This is a genomic window from Paenibacillus sp. BIHB 4019 (genome assembly GCF_002741035.1).
Lineage (GTDB): Bacteria > Bacillota > Bacilli > Paenibacillales > Paenibacillaceae > Pristimantibacillus.
In genome coordinates this window covers 1,858,718-1,879,150 of sequence record NZ_CP016808.1, presented here as the reverse complement: position 1 = coordinate 1,879,150, position 20,433 = coordinate 1,858,718, and the positions used below count along the sequence as shown (strand labels likewise).

Below are 20,433 nucleotides of genomic sequence, written 5' to 3'. Positions count from 1 at the left end.
GATGAAGATGAGTGTACAAATAGCATCGGCTGCAGACCATGTTAAGCCTGACTATGAGCAGTTAAGGGAAGAAATTCGCAGCTTGGTAGAAGCGGAGATTAAGCCAAGAGCGGAGGCGACGGATAGAGAAGGCCGCTTTCCTATAGAAAATCTGCAAGCACTGGCTGAAGCTGGCTGGAATGGCGTGCTGATCCCTGAGCAATGGAAGGGGCGCGGATTGGATCATGTCGCCTTCGCGATTGCGGCTGAGGAAATCGGCAAGGGCTGCCCTTCTACCTCGCTCGTATATGTGATGCATGTGGGTGCCGTCCAGACGATTGCGCTGTACGGCAACGACGATCAGAAGGAGCGCTGGCTTGTGCCGGTAAGCGAGGGGCTTGTAGGCACCTATTCAACAAGCGAGAAAGCATCAGGCGGTCATTGGTGGTTCAACTTCAGCGAGGCTTCCCGCGATGGGGACGATTATATACTGAATGCCGAGAAGTCGTTTACAACCAGCTCGGGCCAAGCGGATTTTTATGTGTTCCAGACGAGGACGCCTGGTGCGCAGACCCCTACAGATGTTAGTTTTTTCCTTGTGGATAGCAAGCTTCCTGGCATTACACCTGGCGTATGGGATGCATTAGGTGTGCGAGGCAATCATAGCGGCCCGATTACTTATGAGGGTGTACGGGTGGAGGCGCAGGACAAATTAGGAATCGAAGGACAAGGCCGGGAGATTTTGGAGAGCGGCGTATCTCCGGTATACCTGATCGGGCTTGGATCAACCTGGCTGGGCGTTGCGGAGGCTGCTCTGGAGGCGGCGACCGCTTATGTGAAAGGCATGGTTCACCGGGATTTCAATAAACGGCTGGCCGATTATCAAATTATTCGCCAGCAGCTGGCCGAAGTGAAAATTTTAATCGAGAGCCTTAAGCCGTGGCAGCAATCATTGGCGAAGCAGCTGGATGAGCTGCAAGCGCAGGGCAGGCCGCAGGTAGAGCTGCTGCTGCCGCTGGTGGAATTTAAGGTGCATGCGGCCGAGGTGGCGAACAAAGCGACTAAAGCGGCATTGGATGTAACAGGAGGCTATGGCTACAAAAAAGGCGTATTCGAGCGTTTGTTTCGAGACGCCAGAGCCGGCATTGCGATGGGGCCTTCCAACAATATCGCAAGAGAGTGGATCGGCAAAGCGCTAGTCGGTCTGCCGCTGGAGCTGTGGCATGAGGGCGGAGACTAATAGAGAAGGAAGCAGCTTTTAGCAAAATAAATAACGGGTACTGCTCTGAAAGTAGAGCGGTACCCGTTTTTGCAATTATAAATGCGATTGAATCGCTTCGCGAATTTTCATCATCGTGCGATTCAGGTCGAGATTTTCCAGCACATGCTCACATTGCTTGCGGTACACGACCTCTTCGGTGTAAATCGACATGTAGCTGTTGATAACCTCCGCAGGAAGTCCCTTCGCCTCCAGCCGCTCAATGACGGTACGTTTCTCTACGTACAGGAAAATGCGGACGACTTGCTCGCCGTATAGCTTCTTGATCAGTGAAGCGCCATCGCTGTTGAGAATCATATACACATGCTTGCCCTCGCTCAGCAAATCTGTAAGCTCATGGGTGCGGATTCCATAATGATGCTTATGGATAACGGCCGTTTCAATAAAATCGCCGCTTGCGTTCATCCGGTCAAATCGTTCTTGCTCAATATAGTGATAGTCGCGGTCAGGCGGCTCAGAATCTCGTGGAGGGCGTGTTGTGTAAGAGCTGACATGCTTGATGCCAAGTTCCTTGCCAATCCGGTGAGCCATTGTTTTTCTTCCAGATCCGCTAGTACCGGTGAAAATGAAGATATAAGGTCCAGCCATAGCCTGTCGCCTCCTTCATCGCGTAGAAATATAAGTCCATTTATAAGCTCATCTATAAGCTCTTCACTTAAAATGTCTTATATTTTAAAGATAGCATTCGACAAAAATCGCGTGAATCCTTCTTTATGGAAGAAGCGGTCATAATAATTTTCAATAAATTGGTAAATCAAGACCTCTTCGATTCAAAATAAGCTTTCGTAAACCGTATCCATTCTTGGGCGGCAAACGATAAATACCCGTCTCTACGCCAGATCATCGCAAGATTCCAAGGAATGACGGGATCTACCATAGCAATCGTGCGGATGCGCGACGTATCGAGTTTCTGGCAAATGGCTTCGGGCAGCAGAGCGATGCCGAGTCCAACCGCCACCGTTTCGCAAATAAAATCCCACTGGGAGCTTTCGAGCATGATTTTGGGCTTAAAGCCGAGACGCGCGCATTCGTCTATGATGCGGGCATGCAGAGCGAAGTCCTCGCGGTACATAATGAACGCCTCCTGCTCAAGCTCGCGCAGCGTCAGCCTGCTGCGTTCTGCAAGAGGATGCTGGCGGTGCATGACGACTCTAAGGCTTGCATTTTGAACCGGAAAAACCTCGAATTGGTCATTTCTCACCGGCATCATGACGATCCCGGCATCAATGGCGCCGCTAGCTACTTCGGCCTCTACGGTCAGCGAGCCCTCTTCGATCAGCCGAATCGTCAGGCCGGGATAGCGCTTCACGAACAGGCTGACGATCTCAGGGAACATAATCGAGCTGATCATCGGCGGGAGGCCAATGCGCACCAGCCCTTTGCGAAAATCAGTTACATCGTTAAGCTCGTTTTGCAAGGTTTTGAACAAGCGGACAATATCCTGCGACTGGGCCACGATAGCTTGACCTGCATCGGTCAGCTGCACTTTTTTGCCGGATCGAATGAATAGGGGAGTTTGCAGCTCATCCTCCAGGTTTTTAATCATTTTGCTAATGGTAGGCTGCGTAATATGCAGGGCCTCGGCTGCTTTCGTGAAGCTTTCATGGCGCACGACCTCCAGCACATATTCCAAATGACGAATGTCCATTCAGGCACTCCTATTTTTCTGGCATAGATAATATCAATATGAATCATTCTAATTATTCATTTTACCTATGTCAATTCGCAGGTATACACTGGATGAAGGAAGGGGCTATACGCATGATAAGAAAAATAACACTTGGACTCGTCCAGGTTCTCTTTTTTGTAGCACTGTTTTGGACGCTTAATGGATTATCGGTTTGGCTGCACTTGAAGGTGCCGGGAAGCATTTTGGGACTCATTCTCGTCTTTCTGCTGCTGCAATTTAGAGTGATTAAGGTGGAATGGGTCGAGCTGGGCTCGAAGTGGCTGGTGGCGGAAATGCTGCTGTTTTTCATTCCTCCTGCTGCGGGCATGATGCAGTTTAAAGATTTATTGCTGGGAAGCGGCGTGCAAATTTTGCTCGTTATTGTGGTGACTTCTGTTCTCGTCATGGTGTGCGCTGGCGTAATGACGCAATTCATGGCGGGCAGGAAAGAGCGGGGCAGAGGATGATGGCGCTGATCTATATTTTGCTGACAGTAGGCATTTATTGGGGAGCGAAGCGGCTGCACCGGTTGAAGCCCGTGCTGCTGCTGTCTCCGCTGCTTGTGACACCGATTGCCGTCATTCTTATTCTGGCATTAGGGAAAATTCCTTATCAAAATTATAATGAGGGCGGCCATTTGCTCAGCAGCATGGTGGGTCCGGCAACGATTGCTTTGGCGGTTCCTATGTATAAGAATGCAGCTATTATGAAAAAGCATGCGCTTGAAATTATTGCGGGCGTTCTCTCGGGCTGGGTTGTCGGCATGATGGCGGCGCTGTTGTTCAGCCGTTCGCTGAAGCTGAGCGATAGCCTGATTGACTCGCTGCTGCTGCGGTCGACGACAACGCCGATTGCGCTGGCTATTAGCGATATGATCGGCGGCATTTCTACCTTGACGGCTATTTTCGTGCTGGTTACAGGCATTCTTGGCACGATTATTGGGCCGCTCGTTATTCGAATGGCACGCATTCGCAGCGATATCGCCAAAGGAGTTCTCATGGGGAGCAGCGCACATAGCGCTGGTGCTCATAAAGCGTTTGAGTTTGGGCTTGTGCCGGGATCGATTGCGAGCATTGCGATGATCGCGACCGCCTTTATCTCGCTGGCGCTGCTGCCTTGGCTGACGGGGCTGTTCATGCATGGGTAAGTGAGGATAGGTAGTAAGCGGAGGGGGAAGCGAAGAGGCTTTGCTTGCCGCAGCTTAAGGCCCGAAAAAAAGCACGGCGAGCGGTGAAAACATAAAAATGTACCAGCCGAACAGCAGGAAGTTGACCCAAGCGACAGCTGCGTGCCAAAGGGATTGTTTTCTAGCCTGAAACGGTCCGCAAAAGCTTAGAATCGAGCCTGCCAGGCTGCTTGCAAACCCAATAAGCCACTGTGAGCCGAAAAGCTGCTGCTTTGTCATTAAAAAATAAACGGTTAAAAGTGCCATGCATGCGGCTAATGCAGCTATTAAGGTAAGCTTGCTGTGCGCCGTGCTCATTTAATCAGCTCCTTGTCCTTTTATTTTAGAAAAATAATGCGGATTGAAGAAGTACTAACTTTGTGTAGTACTTCTTATTAGCATGTGTTAATTTGTGCGCGAGAAATTTACCGCCAAAAATGCCATAATAGTTAAAACAGCTGGCAGGGGGTGACAGAGCGATGACAGAGCGTGTATATTCATTTCCTCCCGTCATTGACGAGCGGGCCCGCGTGCTGGTGCTGGGGACGGCGCCGAGCGTGAAATCGCTGGAGCATCGGCAGTTTTACGGGCATCCGCGGAACTATTTTTGGGGAATGGTGTATGGGTTGTTTGATGCCGGGGCGCCGGATGAGGATTATGCGAAGCGGCTCGTTTTTTTGCAGGAGCATCGGCTGGCGGTGTTCGACGTCATTGAATCCTGTGAGCGCGAAGGCAGCCTTGATGTGAACATTAAAGATGAGAAGCCGAATGATTTACCTGCGCTGCTGGCGCAATATCCAGGGCTGCGCTGCTTTGCATTTAATGGAACGAAGGCGTACGATACGTTTCGAAAATATTTTCGCGAGCATCCGGCGTTTGACTCGCTGGCGCTGCTCAAGATGCCATCCACGAGCCCGATTCCGACGCAGAAAATGCGAAATCTCGAAGATCGGATCGCAGCGTGGCGCGGCATTGTTCCTTTTCTAGAGGAGCAGTAATCAACGGTAATCGTTGAAATTGAAAGGATACGTGTATATAGTAGAAGCATACGTCAAGACTGAAGATACAGGAGCACGAGCATGTCAGATAGAATGAACGTCAGCATTAAGCTGGAAAGCAGGCAGGATGGCGCTGTTCAGGTGGGTGAGCATCGCGGGGAGCTGTTTCGCAAGGATCGCTCGCTCTATATCCGCTATGAGGAGCCGATCGAGGGAGAAGCGAATGCAGAGCCAATCAGGTCGCTTATTCGCTATCGCCAAGGCGAGCTGCTTATTACGCGCAGGGGAGCGGTAGAATCGGAGCAGCTTTTCGCTGTGGGCGGCAAGCGGGCTGGACGCTATCGGTCTCCATTTATGAATTTTCAAATGGAGACGGAGACGAAGCAGCTTGTGCTTCATGCGGATGGCGCTGCTGCGGGAGAGCTGGCGGAGCCGCCTTTTTCAATAGAGTGGAAATATGATTTATGGATTGACGAGCATTTATCTGGCCGATTTCATATTCGGCTGTATATTCAGGGGGAACAGTAACGATGAGTGGAAATGTATTAGAGCAATTGTATGAGCAGGTAAAAGCGGCTATTGCCGACGCGGCAGTAGCGGGCGGGCTCGCAGCGCGCGAGGAGCTGCCGGCATTCGTGCTGGAGGTGCCTAAGGATAAAGAGCATGGCGACTTGGCGACCAATGCAGCGATGCAGCTTACCAAGCTGGCGAAAAAAAATCCGCGGATGATTGCCGAAACGATTATCGCCAATCTCGATTATGCGAAAGCATCGATTCAATCGGCTGAAATCGCCGGACCAGGCTTCATTAACTTCCGTATGGACAAAAGCTACTTGTACGCCGTTGTTGGCGAGGTTGTCGCAGGTGGAGACAACTACGGACGCACGCAAATCGGCGCAGGCAAGCGCGTGGAGATGGAATTCGTCAGCGCGAATCCGACGGGCAGCCTGCATCTTGGACATGCACGCGGCGCAGCGGTAGGCGATGCGCTGTGCAATGTGCTTGAATATGCGGGCTATGAAGTGACCCGCGAATATTATATTAACGATGCCGGCAATCAGGTGAACAACCTGGCGAAGTCGATTGAAGCACGCTACCAGCAGGCGCTGGGCAAGGAAGCGGAGATGCCGGAGGATGGCTACCACGGCGCGGATATTGTCGGCTTTGGAGAGCTGCTGGCTGAGCAGGAGGGTGATCGCCTGCTGAGCTTGAGCACAGAGGAGCGCTTGGAGTTTTTCCGCAGCTTCGGCCTGGAGCGCGAGCTGGACAAGATCAAGCATGATCTTAATCGCTTCCGTGTCGGCTTCGACATCTGGTACAGCGAGACATCGCTATACAAGAACGGCAAGGTTGAACAGGCGCTGGAGGCGCTTAAGGAGAAGGGCCACGTCTATGAGGAAGAGGGCGCAACCTGGCTCGATACGATGCCTTTCGGCGACGATAAAAACCGCGTGCTCGTCAAAAATGACGGCTCCTACACGTATTTGACGCCGGACATCGCGTACCATATGGACAAGTACAGCCGCGGCTATGACCGGATGATCAACATTTGGGGCGCAGACCACCACGGCTACATTCCGCGCGTTAAAGCGGCGATGGAGGCGCTAGGCAACGACCCAAGCAAGCTGGTCGTATTGATTGCCCAGATGGTCAGCCTGTTCCAGGACGGCGAAAAGGTGAAAATGTCCAAGCGTACCGGCAAAGCGGTTACGATGCAGGATTTGATGGATGAGGTAGGCGTAGACGCCATCCGTTATTTCTTCACGATGCGCAGCATGGACTCGCATCTGGATTTTGATATGGATCTCGCGATTTCTACATCCAACGAGAATCCGGTATTTTATGTGCAATATGCGCATGCGCGTATTTGCAGCATTTTCCGCCAGGCGCAGGAGCAGAGCCTCGCGCTGCTGCCGCTTGAGCAGATCGACCTCAGCAAGCTAACGTCGGAGGCTGAATACGACCTGCTGCGCAAGCTCGGCGAGCTGCCGCAGGAAGTGGCAGAGGCGGCGGAGCAATATGCGCCGCATCGCATCATTCGCTATGTATATGAACTGGCCTCCCAGTTCCACAGCTATTACAGAGCAGAACGCGTCATTACCGAAGACGCGGCGCAGACTCAGGCGCGCCTTGCGCTGCTTGGCGCTATTCGCACCGTCATTGCGAATGCGCTCCGCCTCGTGGGCGTTTCGGCTCCTCAGCAAATGTAATATTCCCATGCAGACAAAGATCAGCCTTTGCGGCAGCGGTGGCAGACAGCTACCCTTGCAGCAAGGGCTTTTTTTTGAAAATGGTGCATAATACGGTTAGAAGACAGGTTATTCTAGATAATTCCAGAGGTGGAGCGCGGTTTTTTACTTTAAAATATAGGAAGGGATATGATCATGCATCCATTCTCTATATTTCTCGGACTGAAACGCGCTGCGCCGCCAGAGGAAGGCGACAGCCGTTTCACCTTGAAATATAGGAAAGGATATGATCATGCATCCATTCTCTATATTTCTCGGACTGAAACGCGCTGCGCTGCCAGAGGAAGGCGACAGCCGTTTCACCTTGAAATATAGGAAAGGATATGAATATGCATCCATTCTCTATATTTCTCGGACTGAAACGCGCTGCGCCGCCAGAGGAAGGCGACAGCCGTTTCACCTTGAAATATAGGAAAGGATATGAATATGCATCCATTCTCTATATTTCTCGGACTGAAACGCGCTGCGCCACCAGAGGAATGCCGCATCCGTTTCACCTTGCTTTAACCAATGTATGCTATTATACTAATTGTCGAAAATGGACAACATCATAGAGAGCGAGGGAAAAGTCATGAGAGGCGATGAGTCCGATTTGCCTATTGTATCGATCGTCATGCCCTGCTATAACGAGGAAGAAGCGCTGCCGGAAACGGTGCGGCAAATGTCCCTGCTGCTGGAACGGCTGGTGAAGGAAAGAAAGGTATCCGAGCACAGCAAAATGCTGCTTGTTGACGATGGAAGCCGCGATAAAACGTGGTCGCTCATTGATTCCTTTCACCGGAGCAACCGTTTTGTGAGCGGGCTGAAGCTTTCCCGGAACGTCGGGCATCAGCGGGCACTGCTGGCAGGCTTGTTGACAGCAAAGGAATATGCGGATTGCATTATTTCCATCGATGCCGATTTGCAGGACGATATTACGGTGATCGACCAGTTTATTGAGAAGTACAAGCAGGGCTATGAAGTCGTGTACGGCGTGCGGAACAAGCGGACGACCGATACGATGTTCAAAAAGTTCAGCGCGCAGTTTTTCTACAAATTAATGATTAAGCTTGGTGTAAATGTCGTTTATAATCATGCGGATTACCGGATGATGAGCAGGAAGATCGTTGACAAACTGGAGGAGTACCAGGAGGTCAATTTATTCCTGCGTGGCATTATTCCTACCATTGGCTTCAAATCCGACAGCGTGTATTATGATCGTCTGGAGCGAACCGCTGGGGAATCGAAATATCCACTGAAAAAAATGCTTATCTTCGCATGGGAAGGCATTACCTCGTTCAGCGTGTCTCCTATCCGCGCGGTGTCGGTTGTCGGCTTTTTTATGTCGGTCATGAGTCTTGTATTCGCCCTTTATGTATTCGTCAGGCATTTGCAGGGCAACACGGTATCCGGCTGGAGCTCGATGATTCTTTCGATTTGGTTCATAGGCGGCATTCAGCTGCTGTGCATTGGACTAATTGGCGAATATATCGGCAAAATTTACATTGAAACGAAGAAACGGCCGAAATACTTCGTAGAAACCGTGCTGCATAACGCTGTGCCGGTGGAAACGAAAACGCAGCAATTACAAGAGACGAGGTGACGAATGGAATCGCTGCTGCTTAAAGCAAAATCGAATACGCAAGTTTTGATCTTCCTATTATCCTTGTTTGTCATAACGAGAATATTGCTTTATTTTGCAGGCTTTCTCGGCATGAATCTGTTCCCGAACTATCAAATTCCGCCAGACTATACGGTCGTGCAGGGGCATGATTTTACATCGAGCCAGCTCTCGATCCAGACGGATATTTCACAGCTGAAGAAGCCGAGCTTCGAGGATCTAAGGAAATTTGACAGCGTATGGTATTTGGGAATTGCCGAAAATGGCTATGATACGTATAACATCAACGAATCGCATCCTAGTGCAAATTGGGTTTTTTTTCCTTTATACCCTTTGTTAGTCTTTTTGGTGGAGTCTATTTCTAAATACGATGCGACAGTCGTAGGATCGGTTTTATCGAATTTGTTTTTGCTCGTATCGCTTTTTTATTTTTATGGCATTTGTTTAAAAAGAGGGCTGAAACAGGAGCATGCCCAAGTCGCGGTGCTGCTGCTGCTCATTTTTCCGACCGCCATCTTCTATGCCGTGCCTTATACAGAGAGCCTGTTCCTCATGCTATCGTTAATGACCGTCTATTATGCGATGCAAAAACGATATTTTCTCGCGTTTCTGTTCGGGGGCTTGTCCGCTGTGACGCGCAACTTGGGCTTCGTCAACTTGTTTTTCGTTGTGGGTACGCTGTTGATCGAACACAGGCTGTACCGTTTCAAGTGGAAGGACACGAAGTATTTAGGCTATGCAATCATTTCGGCGCTGCCGCTAGCCGGTTATCTGTTGTACATGAAATGGCTTACTGGCGATATGCTGGCTCCGATTACCGAGCAAAGCATCAACTGGTATCGCAAGACGGTTGCTCCGTTCTCGAACTATATTCATTTTCTCCAAAAGCCTTATTTCTCAGGAAATGGCGGCTGGGAAAATGGCCTGCTTGCCTTTATTATCGCGAATGCCGTCCTCGTCATTTTTGCTGCCTTTCTTATTATGCGCTGGAAAGATATTCGCCGTAATGCTCATGAATGGCTGTTTTTTGCCTATGGTTTGCTGCTTATGCTCATTCCGTTCGCCAGCGCCGAATTTTTGCAGAGCATTCCACGTTATGTCATGGTGGCGTTCCCCTTTTACCTTTATTTTGCGGATGTGCTGAAAAATAATAAGGCGCTGCAAATGTTTTATTTCATGATGTTTTTCCTGCTTCATATTGTGTATGCGATTTGCTACTTTAATGGATATTTTTTCGTTGTATAAATTTATGAAAAAATAAATTGACGAAATTTGCGCTTAAGGTGTACAATAGCACCATATTACTTTAGCTCGTACTTTATACCTAGATCGTTTAACGAAAAGGCAAACTCAGGGAAACCTGATGTGCGCAAAGCTACAGGGGCTTCATTCCTAACGGAATATGCTCGCCAGCTACCGAATTCAACATCGATTCTTCCTTTATTAATCAAGGTAGACTTTGTTCTTTCGGGAGCAGGGACTATCTTTTTTTATTGCTTACAAGCACGAAAAGGCAAACTCAGGGAAACCTGATGTGCGCAAAGCTACAGGGGCTTCATCCTTTAACAGGATATGCTCGCCAGCTGCCGAAGCCCGACATAGCCTCCTTTGCCTGATGAAGGTGTGGCGTGTTCTTCGGACCACGTACCATCATTCGCTCAGGGGAGGAACTTACTATGAAAACTACAAAATTCGCTCTTACACTCCTTATGCTCGCATCGACATTACTCTGGGCACTCCCTGCTAGCGCAAAAACCAACTTTTACAACGGAGCATGGATCGGCACTTGGCCGAACCAAAGCTTGAACAACATCGCTGCTTACGAGGAACTGATTGGTGGACACCAAGATGTTGTACATACTTTTGTCAACTCGAACCAAGGGATTAATGAATGGAAGGGCTTTATGGACTATGTAAATAATAATGGTTCGATTAACCTACTTACCCTTGAGTTTAAAAATAAAAATTACAAAGAATATTCGACTGCTGATATAAATAGAGGCGTAGTAGACGCTTACCTGAAACAAACGGCAAAACAACTGGTTAACTGGCAAGCAGCTAACAAAAACCCTGAAATTTGGCTTCGCATTTTCCACGAAGGCAATGGCAACTGGTACGGCTGGGGCGTTGGCGACAGCACAGTTAACACAAACGAGACTTACAAAGCGGCATTCCAACGTGTCGTTACGATTTTCAGAGAGCAAGGCGCAACGAATGTGAAATTCATGTACAACGTAAACGCTGAAAATGTTGGCAAAAACGCATCGTTTACAGCTATGTACCCAGGTGATGCTTACGTAGACCTGCTTTCGATCGATGGCTACAACTTTGGAACGAAAGAATCGTGGAGCTCGTGGAGAAGCTTTAACGACGTGTTCTACGCTTCGTACAAAGCGTTGACAAGCATGTCGAGCAAGCCGATCATTATCGCTGAAACTGGCACAACAGAAAGCGGCGGCAGCAAAAACGAGTGGGTTATTGATGCGATGAATCAAGTTCAATCGCCAGCGTACAGCCAAATTAAAGGCCTGATCTGGTTCAACGAAAACAAAGAGCTGGACTGGCATATCGATTCGTCGGCTGATAGCCTGAGCGCTTACCAAACGCTGCAAAAAACGCTTTAATAGAACTAGACTGGGCTAGTAGTTAAGTCCTGGTTTCAACTCTATCAAACAATGGCTGATATAATACTAAATAGGTATTCTGAAAAAACTCTAATTTCGCGTAAACCGCGTAAAATTAGAGTTTTTTCGCTTTTTTTCTACACTTTTGCCAATGAGATTACGATGTTAAGAAGAAAAATTAACTTTTAAAGGGGCAAGGATTGTGATAAGATAACTTTGAATTTGAGCCTTAGCCGCCAAAAATATCATATTTCCGGCCGATTTAACAAATATCGACAGCGAAAATAGACAGTATAGTCAATCCATGTTGTAGATTAGTCAGAAAAGGAATGGAATTATGGCGAATAAATAGAGCGCAAAGGATTGGGGTTATTTGAAAACAAAAGCTAGGTACATATTAACAACAGTATCCATTGCTATCATGATCGTGTATCTAGTATGGAGACTTGTACAAACGCTCCCATCTGGCTGGTCATTAATTTTTGGATCGTTGTTACTATTTTTTGAAATCATTTCTATTTTTCAATCCGTTTTATTCCACATTCTTCTGCTAAAACCCACTGAAAGAAAGCCTGCGCCATTACCTGACAACCTTTATTCTGTGGATGTTACAATCGCTACCTACAATGAACCGCCATCCTTGGTTAGAAAAACCATCCTTGCTTGTAAAAACTTGAATTATCCGGAACATTTGTTAAATATTTGGGTGTGCGATGATGGAAAACGAGCGGAAATGAGAGAATTAGCCGAAGGTTTAGGCGTTCATTATCTCGATCGTCCCGGAAATGAGCATGCTAAAGCGGGCAATTTGAATCATGCGCTGACGAAGATGAAGGGCGATTTGCTCCTTACTTTAGATGCCGATATGATGCCAAAACCGGATTTTTTACAGCGAACGGTAGGTTTTTTTGCAGAGAATGAGAAGCTTGCTTACGTACAAACGCCCCAAGTTTTTTACAACGAAGATATTTTCCAATACAACTATTACCAAGGGCGTAACATTCCGAACGAACAAGATATGTTTATGCGGCTTATTCAATCTGGAAGAGACCGTTTTAATGCTGTTATTTATGTGGGCAGCAACTGCATCTTCCGGCGCAGCGCCATTGACCATATTGGTGGTTTCGTTATTGGAACGATAACAGAGGATTTGGCTACAGGGATGAAGCTTCAATCCAATGGGTTTGATTCTTATTGCTTGAATGAGGTGCTGGCACTAGGACTAACGTCTGAGTCCATATCCGATCAAATCAAACAGCGGGCCCGTTGGGCAAGGGGCACGATACAGACGACGAGGATGTCCAATCCGCTTGAGGCAAAGGGTTTATCATTGATGCAGCGCCTGCTTTATTTCTCCAACCTGCTGTATTGGTACTTTGGCGTCACACGCTTTATGTACATATTGTCCCCTATGCTCTTTTTAACCTTTGGTGTGGCGATTCTTGAAACAAGCTTGAAACAACTGCTTATTTTCTGGCTGCCATATTTCTTGTTCTCGGTTACCGTTGTACCTTATTTAACGAATAAGAAGCTTAATGTGTTCTGGAACAATGTTTACGAGACGGCCATGACGCCAACGTTATTCCTCGCAGCCCTTCAGGAAACAATCTTCCGCAAGGCTATTCCCTTTGAAGTGACGCCGAAAGGCATTTATCAGAACAAAACGTCTATTAATTATCGTTATATGATGCCATTGTTTGTTCTGCTGGCGCTGTCAATTGTACTGATGGGTTTAAATGTGGGGCGTATTGCAGGGGCGGGAGAAAATGAATTGCAGCCTATGCTTATTAATTTATTTTGGCTAGGTTATAACGGAGTATTCCTGCTTCTCGCGCTGTTGCTTGGTTTTGAACGCCCGCGCATGCGGGAGGCGGAACGCTTTGCGAAGGAGCTGCCGCTCACGCTTCGTTATATGGAAGATGAAGAGCTGAAGATGGAAAGCGTCAGGACACTGGATATTAGCGAAACAGGCTGCCGTATTTATACGGACTCGATTTTGCCGCTTCCAGAGCGCATGGAGCTGGATATTCCATTATCCCAGGACGCTATACGCGTAGCTGCCGAAAAAATATTTTATGATAAGCATGGCTCCGGATTTCAGGTGGGCTTCAAGCTTCATTGGAGCAACATCGATGAGGAGCGCAAATGGCTTGCTGAAGTATACGGCAGTGCGGATGAGTTCGTTAAGGGCATTTTCCAGGCGGGCGTATGGACTTCTATAACCAGTTATCTTTCTAATTTCAAGTACACCTATAAGTCGATAAATCGCAAGTCCCCGAGAGTTAGGCTGAAGCGGCGTGCTTCGATCGTGGTCGATCAAGAAGACCGCTACCGGACACAGCTGCTGGATATTAGCTACACGGGCTGCCGAATTGAGCTTCCGCAGAAGGCGGCGATGCATGAAGGCAAGAAGGTCAGGCTGCAAATTATCGGCTCGGCGTTCGAGGCAAATGGTCGCCTTATCCGCGTGGGCTGGGCCAAGCGCAATAAGATGACAGCGGCCATTGTATTTGATGAAGCTTTTGATTTAAGCCTGCTGCTGGGGGAGTCCAGCAGCATACCGCCAAGCAAGGAGCTGCGTTCTGGCATTGTACCGGCAGAAGCAAACTCCAAGTCATAGACAGTCTGAATAGGAATAAACGCCAGGCTATGACGGGCGAATGATTGTTTTGCAAGGGGATGAGAGATTTGGAAATACACAGAATGGTTAAGCTGATCATCCGCAGATTGCCGTTTGTCATTATTCCGGCACTGCTGCTGTCAGTCGCAGTGGGCTATGTGAAAATGCAAAGTCCTCCGTCTTATAAGGCAACGGCTGAAATTGTAATAACCTCACAAGAGACAAGTGATAATTTCACTTCCATTCAAGGCAGTCTCAAGCTGATGGATACGTATAATGTTATTTTGAAAAATCCACTGATTTTGGAGCAGGTAATTGCGGCGCTTGGCCTGCCTTACAGCACAGATCAACTGGCTGCCAAAGTTAGCGCGAAAAGCGTCGAGCTCTCGCAGGTTATCCGAATTACCGTAACCGATGGTGACCGTAAGCAGGCAGCGTCCATTGCCAACACCATCGTTAGCGTGTTCCGCTCGCAAAGCTTGGAGCTGTTCAAAATCAACAATGTTGTTTTATTGCATAAAGCAAGCCCGGAAAAAGCGGTTTATGTGAGCGCCAATCCGTTATTTTATATGCTGCTCTCATTTGTTGGCGGACTGATTATCTTATTGTGCTTATGGCTTTTGCTGCATATGATGTCGCGCAAGCTGCAGACAGCACCGGAAGTGCAAGCGATATTCGCCGAGGTTCCGATGGAAACGACGAAGCTCGCCAGCCGGGCGGAAGCTGCAATTCCGTTTTATGGGGGATGGCTGAAGCGCCGTGCGGCAGAGGAAGCGAAGTCTCGTGCAATGCGTTACCGCCATGTGATGGAGAAAAGCGGGAAACGTACATTGGCCTTTGGAACGCTTGACCGCAAGAGTGCGAGCGGGAATATCAGCAAGCAGCTGGCGCAGAAGCTGGCTGTGGAAAGCAAGGTCGCTTGGGTGAGGTTTAACCCGAACGGCAAGCTGCCAAATACGGCTTCCGGCAAAAAAGGCTATGCGGAATGGCCGATTAGCCCTGGCTTTTATGGCAAAATCAAAACCGCTGGACAGCAGCTGGATTTCATCGAGGTATGCGTGGTAGGCGGAAGCCTATCCATGAAAACTTCGGCTGAGGAATTGATGGCGCAGCTTCGGGACAGCTACGAAGTTGTAATCTGGGATTTGCCTTCTTATGTTCATTGCTCGGAAGCGCAGACGATTGCAGAGCTGGCCGATTGGCATACGCTCGTAATCAAGGAGAACCGGGTACTCGCTCCGGTTGCACAGGAATGGAAAAGCCGTCTTGCGGCAACGGATGTTCAGATAAATAGTATCGTGTTTATTGAAGTGTAATCACGTTTTATCTAACTTGGGAGGGATTTGCGATGAAAGTAACAAAAGCGATTATTCCGGCAGCCGGACTTGGAACGAGGTTTTTGCCAGCAACAAAGGCGATGCCGAAAGAGATGCTCCCCGTCTTGGACAAGCCAACGATTCAATATATTGTAGAAGAGGCCGTACAATCCGGGATTGAAGAAATTATTATTGTAACGGGCAAAGGCAAACGTTCGATCGAGGACCATTTTGACAATGCGTTTGAGCTGGAAGCGAATTTGCTGAAAAATCAAAAGCTGCATCTGCTTGAGAAGGTACAGGAAATTTCCAAAGTCGACATTCATTATATTCGTCAAAAAGAACCAAAAGGCCTCGGGCACGCGATTTGGTGCGCACGCAAGTTTATCGGCAATGAGCCTTTCGCCGTGCTGCTCGGTGATGACATCGTTAAAGGCGAGACGCCATGCACGAAGCAGTTGATTGATGCTTTTGAGCAAACGGGCAAATCGGTTATCGGCGTACAGCATGTACCGGATAAAGAAACGGCGCGTTATGGCATTATTGATCCATCTGAGGTGAATGATCGGTTTATTAAAGTGAACAATTTGGTGGAGAAGCCGAAGCTGGGCACAGCACCTTCCAACTTTGCCATTATGGGACGGTATGTGCTGACGCCGGAAGTATTCAACCTGATTGAGCAGCAAGAGGTTGGAGCTGGCCAGGAAATCCAATTGACCGATGCGCTGCAAAAGCTGAACCAGGTCGAGGACGTGCTCGCTTATCTATTTGAGGGCAGACGTTACGATGTCGGTGAAATTCCGGGCTTTATTTTGACAAATGTAGAGTTCGCACTCGAACGTCAGGAGTTTTCCGCAGATTTAATCAAATCGCTTGAACAGATTTTAAGCCGTGCGAAAAGTGGAGTGAATGCATAATGAAAGTTACGATAATTGGTACAGGCTATGTTGGCCTGGTGAACGGCGCTTGCTTCGCAGAGAAAGGCCATCATGTCATTTGTGCCGACATTAACCAAAACAAAATTGACCAGCTGAATGACGGGCAAATTCCCATCTATGAGCCGGGTCTTGCTGAATTGGTACACGCGAACCGCCAAGCGGGAAGACTTGCCTTCTCAAGCGACGTGGAAGCGGCTATTCAGGCTTCGGATATTATTTATATTGCAGTGGGCACGCCAATGTCGCCAACCGGCGAAGCGGATCTGACTTACGTTGATGGCGTGGCCGAGACGATTGGGAAGTCGCTGAACGGCTATAAAGTCGTCGTGAACAAAAGCACAGTGCCCGTTGGAACGGGCAAGCGGGTAGAGTCGATCATTCGGGGGCATCTAGGCGGAAGAGAGGCAGCCTTTGATGTCGTATCCAATCCGGAATTTCTGCGTGAAGGCACGGCCATTAAGGATTGCATGAATATGGAGCGCGCTGTCATCGGCGCTGAAAGCAAGCAGGCGATGCAGCTCATTCGCGAGCTCCATGAACCATTCAACACGACCATTGTCGAGACCAACATTGAGACGGCTGAAATGATTAAATATGCCAGCAATGCCTTCCTCGCGATGAAAATTTCCTTCATTAATGATATTTCCAACATTTGCGAACGGGTCGGTGCGAATGTCGTTGATTTGTCTTATGGGCTAGGTCTGGACAGCCGCATTGGAAATAAATTTTTAGACGCCGGTATCGGATTTGGCGGTTCTTGCTTTCCGAAGGATACCGAAGCACTCATTTCCATCTCCAAAAATGTCGGGTACGAATTCAAGCTGATTGAATCGGTTATTACGACGAACAAAAATCAGCCGATCCATTTTGTGCAAAAAATCGATACAATTGTAGGTTCTGTTGCAGGCAAAAAAATTGCCGTGCTCGGTCTGGCGTTTAAGCCGGAGACAGATGATATGCGCTCTGCGCCTTCGATTCCAATCATTCGCGAGCTTATCAGCCGCGGTGCTGAAGTGCATGCTTATGATCCGGTAGCGGTTGAACAAGCGAAGCTGGTTATTGGCACGGATGTTGTTTATTCGGATGATCTGCTGCAAACAGTTGACGGCTGCGATGCTTGTGTCATTTTGACCGAATGGCCGCAAGTGGTGAAGATGGATTTGGATGAAGTGAAAAAGCGGCTTAAGCAGCCGATTTTGATCGACGGACGCAACATATTTGATTTGGCAGAGATGGAGAAGCGGCAATTCGTGTATGCTTCCATCGGTCGCCCGGATATTAACGCTTATGCCAGCCAAATCGGATAATCACGTTTCGGAAGCCGGCTTGACCCGCAGAACCCGCAAGGGCTTTCTGTGGGCATTCACGGGAACCGGATTGCAAAATGTCATTCAGATGGTCGTGCTTGTCGTCCTTGCCCGCTTCGTCGGTGCCGAGGAGTTTGGACTCATTAATATGGCGCTCGTAATCGTCAGCTTCTCGACCTTGTTTGCCAGTATTGGTGTAGGTCCGGCCATTATTCAGCGCAAGGAAATCAACACGGTCGACTTGCAGGTTTCCTTCTTTATTTCTTCTATGCTTGGCGTTGTAGTGGCAGCGGTGCTTTGGCTGTCCTCTGATTTGCTGGCAGGTTTTTTCAAAATGCCGCAGCTTGCAGAAGTGCTAGGCATATTGGCGCTCGTGTTTCCGCTCAATGGCGTTGCCATTGTATCTGAAGCTTTGCTGCAACGGGAGCTGAAGTTCCGTCAGCTATCGCTGTCGCAAATCGTATCTTATACGGCGGGCTACGGCATCGTCGGCATTACGCTCGGTGTGTATGGCTATGGCATTTGGGCGCTGTTAGCAGCGCATTTGGTGCAGACGGCTATCCGCTTTACGATGCTGATTGCCGCGCAGCCGCCCCGGTTTCTGCGGGAAAAGACGAGTGGACATGCGCAGGCGGCGAAATCGCTGCTGCGATTTGGCGGTGGCGCAACCATCGACAGCCTAAGCAATTATTTGGCGGTCCAAAGCGATAATTTAATCATTGGCCGCGGGCTTGGCGCAGCTGCGCTGGGATTGTACGGCAGAGCCTATCAGCTTGCAGTGCTTCCGGCCACGCTGCTTGGGCAAGTGCTCGATAAAGTGCTGTTTTCGTCGATGTCCAAGCTTCAGGATGATCTTCAGCAGCTAAAAGCCTCTTATATTAGAAGCATTTCTTATACATCCCTGCTTGTTGCTCCTATTAGCGTCATCTGTTATTTGCTAGCTCCCGAGATTGTCGCTGTCGTTCTGGGAAGCGGGTGGACGGAGGTCGTGATTCCATTCCAAATTTTATGCGTTGGCATGTTATTCCGTACAACTTACAAAATCAGCAATTCACTCGTATTGGCAAGAGGGTATGTGTACAAACGGGCTTCACGACAGGTGCTTTACGTCCTGCTTGTTATCGCGGGCGCAGGGATTGGCATGCGCTGGGGGTTGTCCGGGGCCGCTTTCGGCGTTTTAATTGCCATAAGCTTGCACTACTTCAATATGCTGTACTTGTGTAAAACGATTTTGTCGTGCACGTGGCGGGAGCTGGGGAAGGCGCATTTGCCTGCGCTGCTCGGCAGTGTGTGGACGCTGGTTGGCTTATATGCCGTGACGGAGGCGATCAGGCCGCTTGGCATGGCCAGCTTTGTCAATCTTGTAGGATCAGGCATTTTTGCGGTGGTATGGTTTGCAGTGGTTGTGCTGTTGTTCCCTAAAGTGATGGTACATACGAGCAGAACGGCGCTCCGGGGCAAAATGCAGCAGGTGCTGGGCAAGGTGCGCAGAAAACGGCAAGCTTAAATTTTTTCAGGCAGAAGGTGGTTTACGATGGTTCAACATAAGGTGGTTCATATGACAACGGTGCACCATCCGATGGATACCCGCATTTTCCATAAAGAATGCGCCTCGCTCGCGAATGCGGCCTATGATGTGACGCTGATTGCGACGGACCATCCGGATCTGGACCGGGTAAAACCGGCTTTCAAGCTGATCAAGCTTCAGAAAGCAGCGAACCGCTGGGTTCGTATGACGAAGAACAGCTGGCAGGCTTACCGGCTCGCGAAGCAGCTTGAGGCGGATGTGTACCATTTTCATGATCCCGAGCTGATTTGGGTAGGCTGGCTGCTCAAAAATAAAAGCAATCATGTCGTTTACGACATCCATGAGGATTACGAAACGGGCATTCGGCAGAAGAAATATTTGCCGGTCTGGGCTAGAAATACGCTTGCGGGCATTTATCGCATTGTAGAGAAGCTTTGTATTAATCAGTTCGAAATTGTGCTGGCAGAAAAATATTACCGGGACAAATATTTGCGCGGCGTAGATGTGCTGAACTATCCGATCCTGCAGCCGATGGCGGACAAGCCTGCTGCAGACGCGGAAGCTGGCACAGCGCAGCACGATGATGCCATTCATCTGCTGTACACGGGCAATGTCACGCTGGATCGCGGCTCCGAGCTGCATGCTCAGATAGCGAAGCTGGATGAGCGCATTCATGTGCATTATGTAGGCAAATGCGCGCAGCCGATTGCAGACCGGGTTGCCGAAGCTGCCGGTGCTGCGGCGGATCGCGTAACGATCGACGGAGTGGAGAAGTTTATCGCCCGGGATGCGATTGACGCTTATTACGCCGAGAGCCGCTGGCTGGCGGGTCTCGCGCTGTTTCCGCCGACTGAGCATTATGCGAAGAAAGAGCTGACGAAGTTTTTTGAATATATGAATGCAGGGCTGCCAATCATTTGCTCCAATTTTCCAAGCTGGGAAGCGTTCGTGAACCTTCATGGGTGCGGCATTGCGGTCGATCCTAACGATGGGCCGGCGGTACTGCGAGCGATTAATGAACTAAAGAACGACCCGGCGAAAGCGGCGAGAATGGGACGCAATGGCCAGCGGGCCGTGCGCGAACAGCTGAACTGGGTACATGAAGAGAACAAACTGCTTAGTTTCTACTCGCAGCTGCTGACCAAATAGAGTCTACAATTA

General features: G+C 49.0%; 18 protein-coding genes and 2 riboswitches. Of the genes, 15 read left to right on the top strand and 3 right to left on the bottom strand.

Going from position 1 to position 20,433, the window contains the following annotated elements:
* Positions 1-7 precede the first annotated feature (7 nt).
* Positions 8-1,219: an acyl-CoA dehydrogenase family protein gene (locus tag BBD42_RS07930; RefSeq protein WP_099517724.1), complete on the top strand. Its 1,212-nt coding sequence runs from the start codon at positions 8-10 to the stop codon at positions 1,217-1,219.
* Between the two features lie 75 nt (positions 1,220-1,294).
* Here BBD42_RS07930 and BBD42_RS07925 read toward each other — a convergent pair whose 3' ends face one another.
* Positions 1,295-1,846: a guanylate kinase gene (locus tag BBD42_RS07925; RefSeq protein ID WP_056035029.1), complete on the bottom strand. Its 552-nt coding sequence runs from the start codon at positions 1,844-1,846 to the stop codon at positions 1,295-1,297.
* Between the two features lie 166 nt (positions 1,847-2,012).
* On the bottom strand, positions 2,013-2,906 hold the full coding sequence (locus tag BBD42_RS07920) for a LysR family transcriptional regulator (protein ID WP_099517723.1): 894 nt from the start codon (positions 2,904-2,906) through the stop codon (positions 2,013-2,015).
* Positions 2,907-3,019: 113 nt separating this feature from the next.
* Between BBD42_RS07920 and BBD42_RS07915 the strand changes: the two genes are divergently transcribed.
* Positions 3,020-3,394 (top strand): CidA/LrgA family holin-like protein, encoded by a 375-nt coding sequence (locus BBD42_RS07915; protein WP_099517722.1) that lies wholly within the window; start codon positions 3,020-3,022, stop codon positions 3,392-3,394.
* Positions 3,391-4,074: an LrgB family protein gene (locus BBD42_RS07910; protein WP_099517721.1), complete on the top strand. Its 684-nt coding sequence runs from the start codon at positions 3,391-3,393 to the stop codon at positions 4,072-4,074. Before BBD42_RS07915 ends, BBD42_RS07910 begins: the two co-directional genes overlap by 4 nt.
* A 54-nt stretch (positions 4,075-4,128) precedes the next feature.
* On the opposite strand, the gene BBD42_RS07905 is transcribed toward BBD42_RS07910, so the two are convergent.
* Positions 4,129-4,410, bottom strand: coding sequence for a hypothetical protein (locus tag BBD42_RS07905; RefSeq protein WP_099517720.1), 282 nt, complete (start codon positions 4,408-4,410; stop codon positions 4,129-4,131).
* A 161-nt stretch (positions 4,411-4,571) separates the two neighbouring features.
* Here BBD42_RS07905 and BBD42_RS07900 point away from each other — a divergent pair, with 161 nt between their 5' ends.
* From BBD42_RS07900 to BBD42_RS07845, 12 genes are all read left to right on the top strand, one after another.
* Positions 4,572-5,090, top strand: a complete 519-nt coding sequence (locus BBD42_RS07900; RefSeq protein WP_099517719.1) for a DNA-deoxyinosine glycosylase — start codon at positions 4,572-4,574, stop codon at positions 5,088-5,090.
* Between the two features lie 81 nt (positions 5,091-5,171).
* Entirely contained in the window at positions 5,172-5,618 is a 447-nt protein-coding gene (locus BBD42_RS07895) for a YwiB family protein (protein WP_099517718.1), read from the top strand.
* Between the two features lie 2 nt (positions 5,619-5,620).
* Positions 5,621-7,300: an arginine--tRNA ligase gene (gene argS, locus BBD42_RS07890; RefSeq protein WP_099517717.1), complete on the top strand. Its 1,680-nt coding sequence runs from the start codon at positions 5,621-5,623 to the stop codon at positions 7,298-7,300.
* A gap of 610 nt (positions 7,301-7,910) precedes the next feature.
* Positions 7,911-8,921: a glycosyltransferase family 2 protein gene (locus BBD42_RS07885; RefSeq protein ID WP_099517716.1), complete on the top strand. Its 1,011-nt coding sequence runs from the start codon at positions 7,911-7,913 to the stop codon at positions 8,919-8,921.
* Positions 8,922-8,924: 3 nt separating this feature from the next.
* Positions 8,925-10,184: a mannosyltransferase family protein gene (locus BBD42_RS07880; protein WP_099517715.1), complete on the top strand. Its 1,260-nt coding sequence runs from the start codon at positions 8,925-8,927 to the stop codon at positions 10,182-10,184.
* Positions 10,185-10,272: 88 nt separating this feature from the next.
* A riboswitch (cyclic di-GMP riboswitch) is annotated at positions 10,273-10,360 on the top strand.
* Between the two features lie 81 nt (positions 10,361-10,441).
* Positions 10,442-10,530: riboswitch (cyclic di-GMP riboswitch) on the top strand.
* A gap of 85 nt (positions 10,531-10,615) precedes the next feature.
* A complete protein-coding gene (locus BBD42_RS07875; RefSeq protein WP_099517714.1) occupies positions 10,616-11,563 on the top strand; it encodes a glycoside hydrolase family 26 protein in 948 nt (315 codons plus the stop codon).
* A 421-nt stretch (positions 11,564-11,984) separates the two neighbouring features.
* A complete protein-coding gene (locus tag BBD42_RS07870) occupies positions 11,985-14,183 on the top strand; it encodes a glycosyltransferase (RefSeq protein ID WP_237163505.1) in 2,199 nt (732 codons plus the stop codon).
* A 68-nt stretch (positions 14,184-14,251) separates the two neighbouring features.
* Entirely contained in the window at positions 14,252-15,499 is a 1,248-nt protein-coding gene (locus tag BBD42_RS07865; protein ID WP_172455427.1) for a Wzz/FepE/Etk N-terminal domain-containing protein, read from the top strand.
* A gap of 32 nt (positions 15,500-15,531) precedes the next feature.
* Complete coding sequence (gene galU, locus BBD42_RS07860; protein ID WP_056037596.1) at positions 15,532-16,416, top strand: UTP--glucose-1-phosphate uridylyltransferase GalU; 885 nt, start codon at positions 15,532-15,534, stop codon at positions 16,414-16,416.
* The gene (gene tuaD, locus BBD42_RS07855; protein ID WP_099517711.1) at positions 16,416-17,744 is read left to right on the top strand and encodes a UDP-glucose 6-dehydrogenase TuaD; all 1,329 of its coding nucleotides are present in this window, start codon (positions 16,416-16,418) and stop codon (positions 17,742-17,744) included. Before galU ends, tuaD begins: the two co-directional genes overlap by 1 nt.
* Positions 17,725-19,251 carry a lipopolysaccharide biosynthesis protein gene (locus BBD42_RS07850; RefSeq protein WP_172455426.1) on the top strand — a complete coding sequence of 509 codons (1,527 nt, stop codon included), beginning with the start codon at positions 17,725-17,727 and terminating at the stop codon, positions 19,249-19,251. The genes tuaD and BBD42_RS07850 overlap by 20 nt, the downstream gene beginning before the upstream one ends.
* 27 nt (positions 19,252-19,278) lie before the next feature.
* Positions 19,279-20,421, top strand: coding sequence for a glycosyltransferase (locus tag BBD42_RS07845; protein WP_099517709.1), 1,143 nt, complete (start codon positions 19,279-19,281; stop codon positions 20,419-20,421).
* Positions 20,422-20,433: the final 12 nt, after the last annotated feature.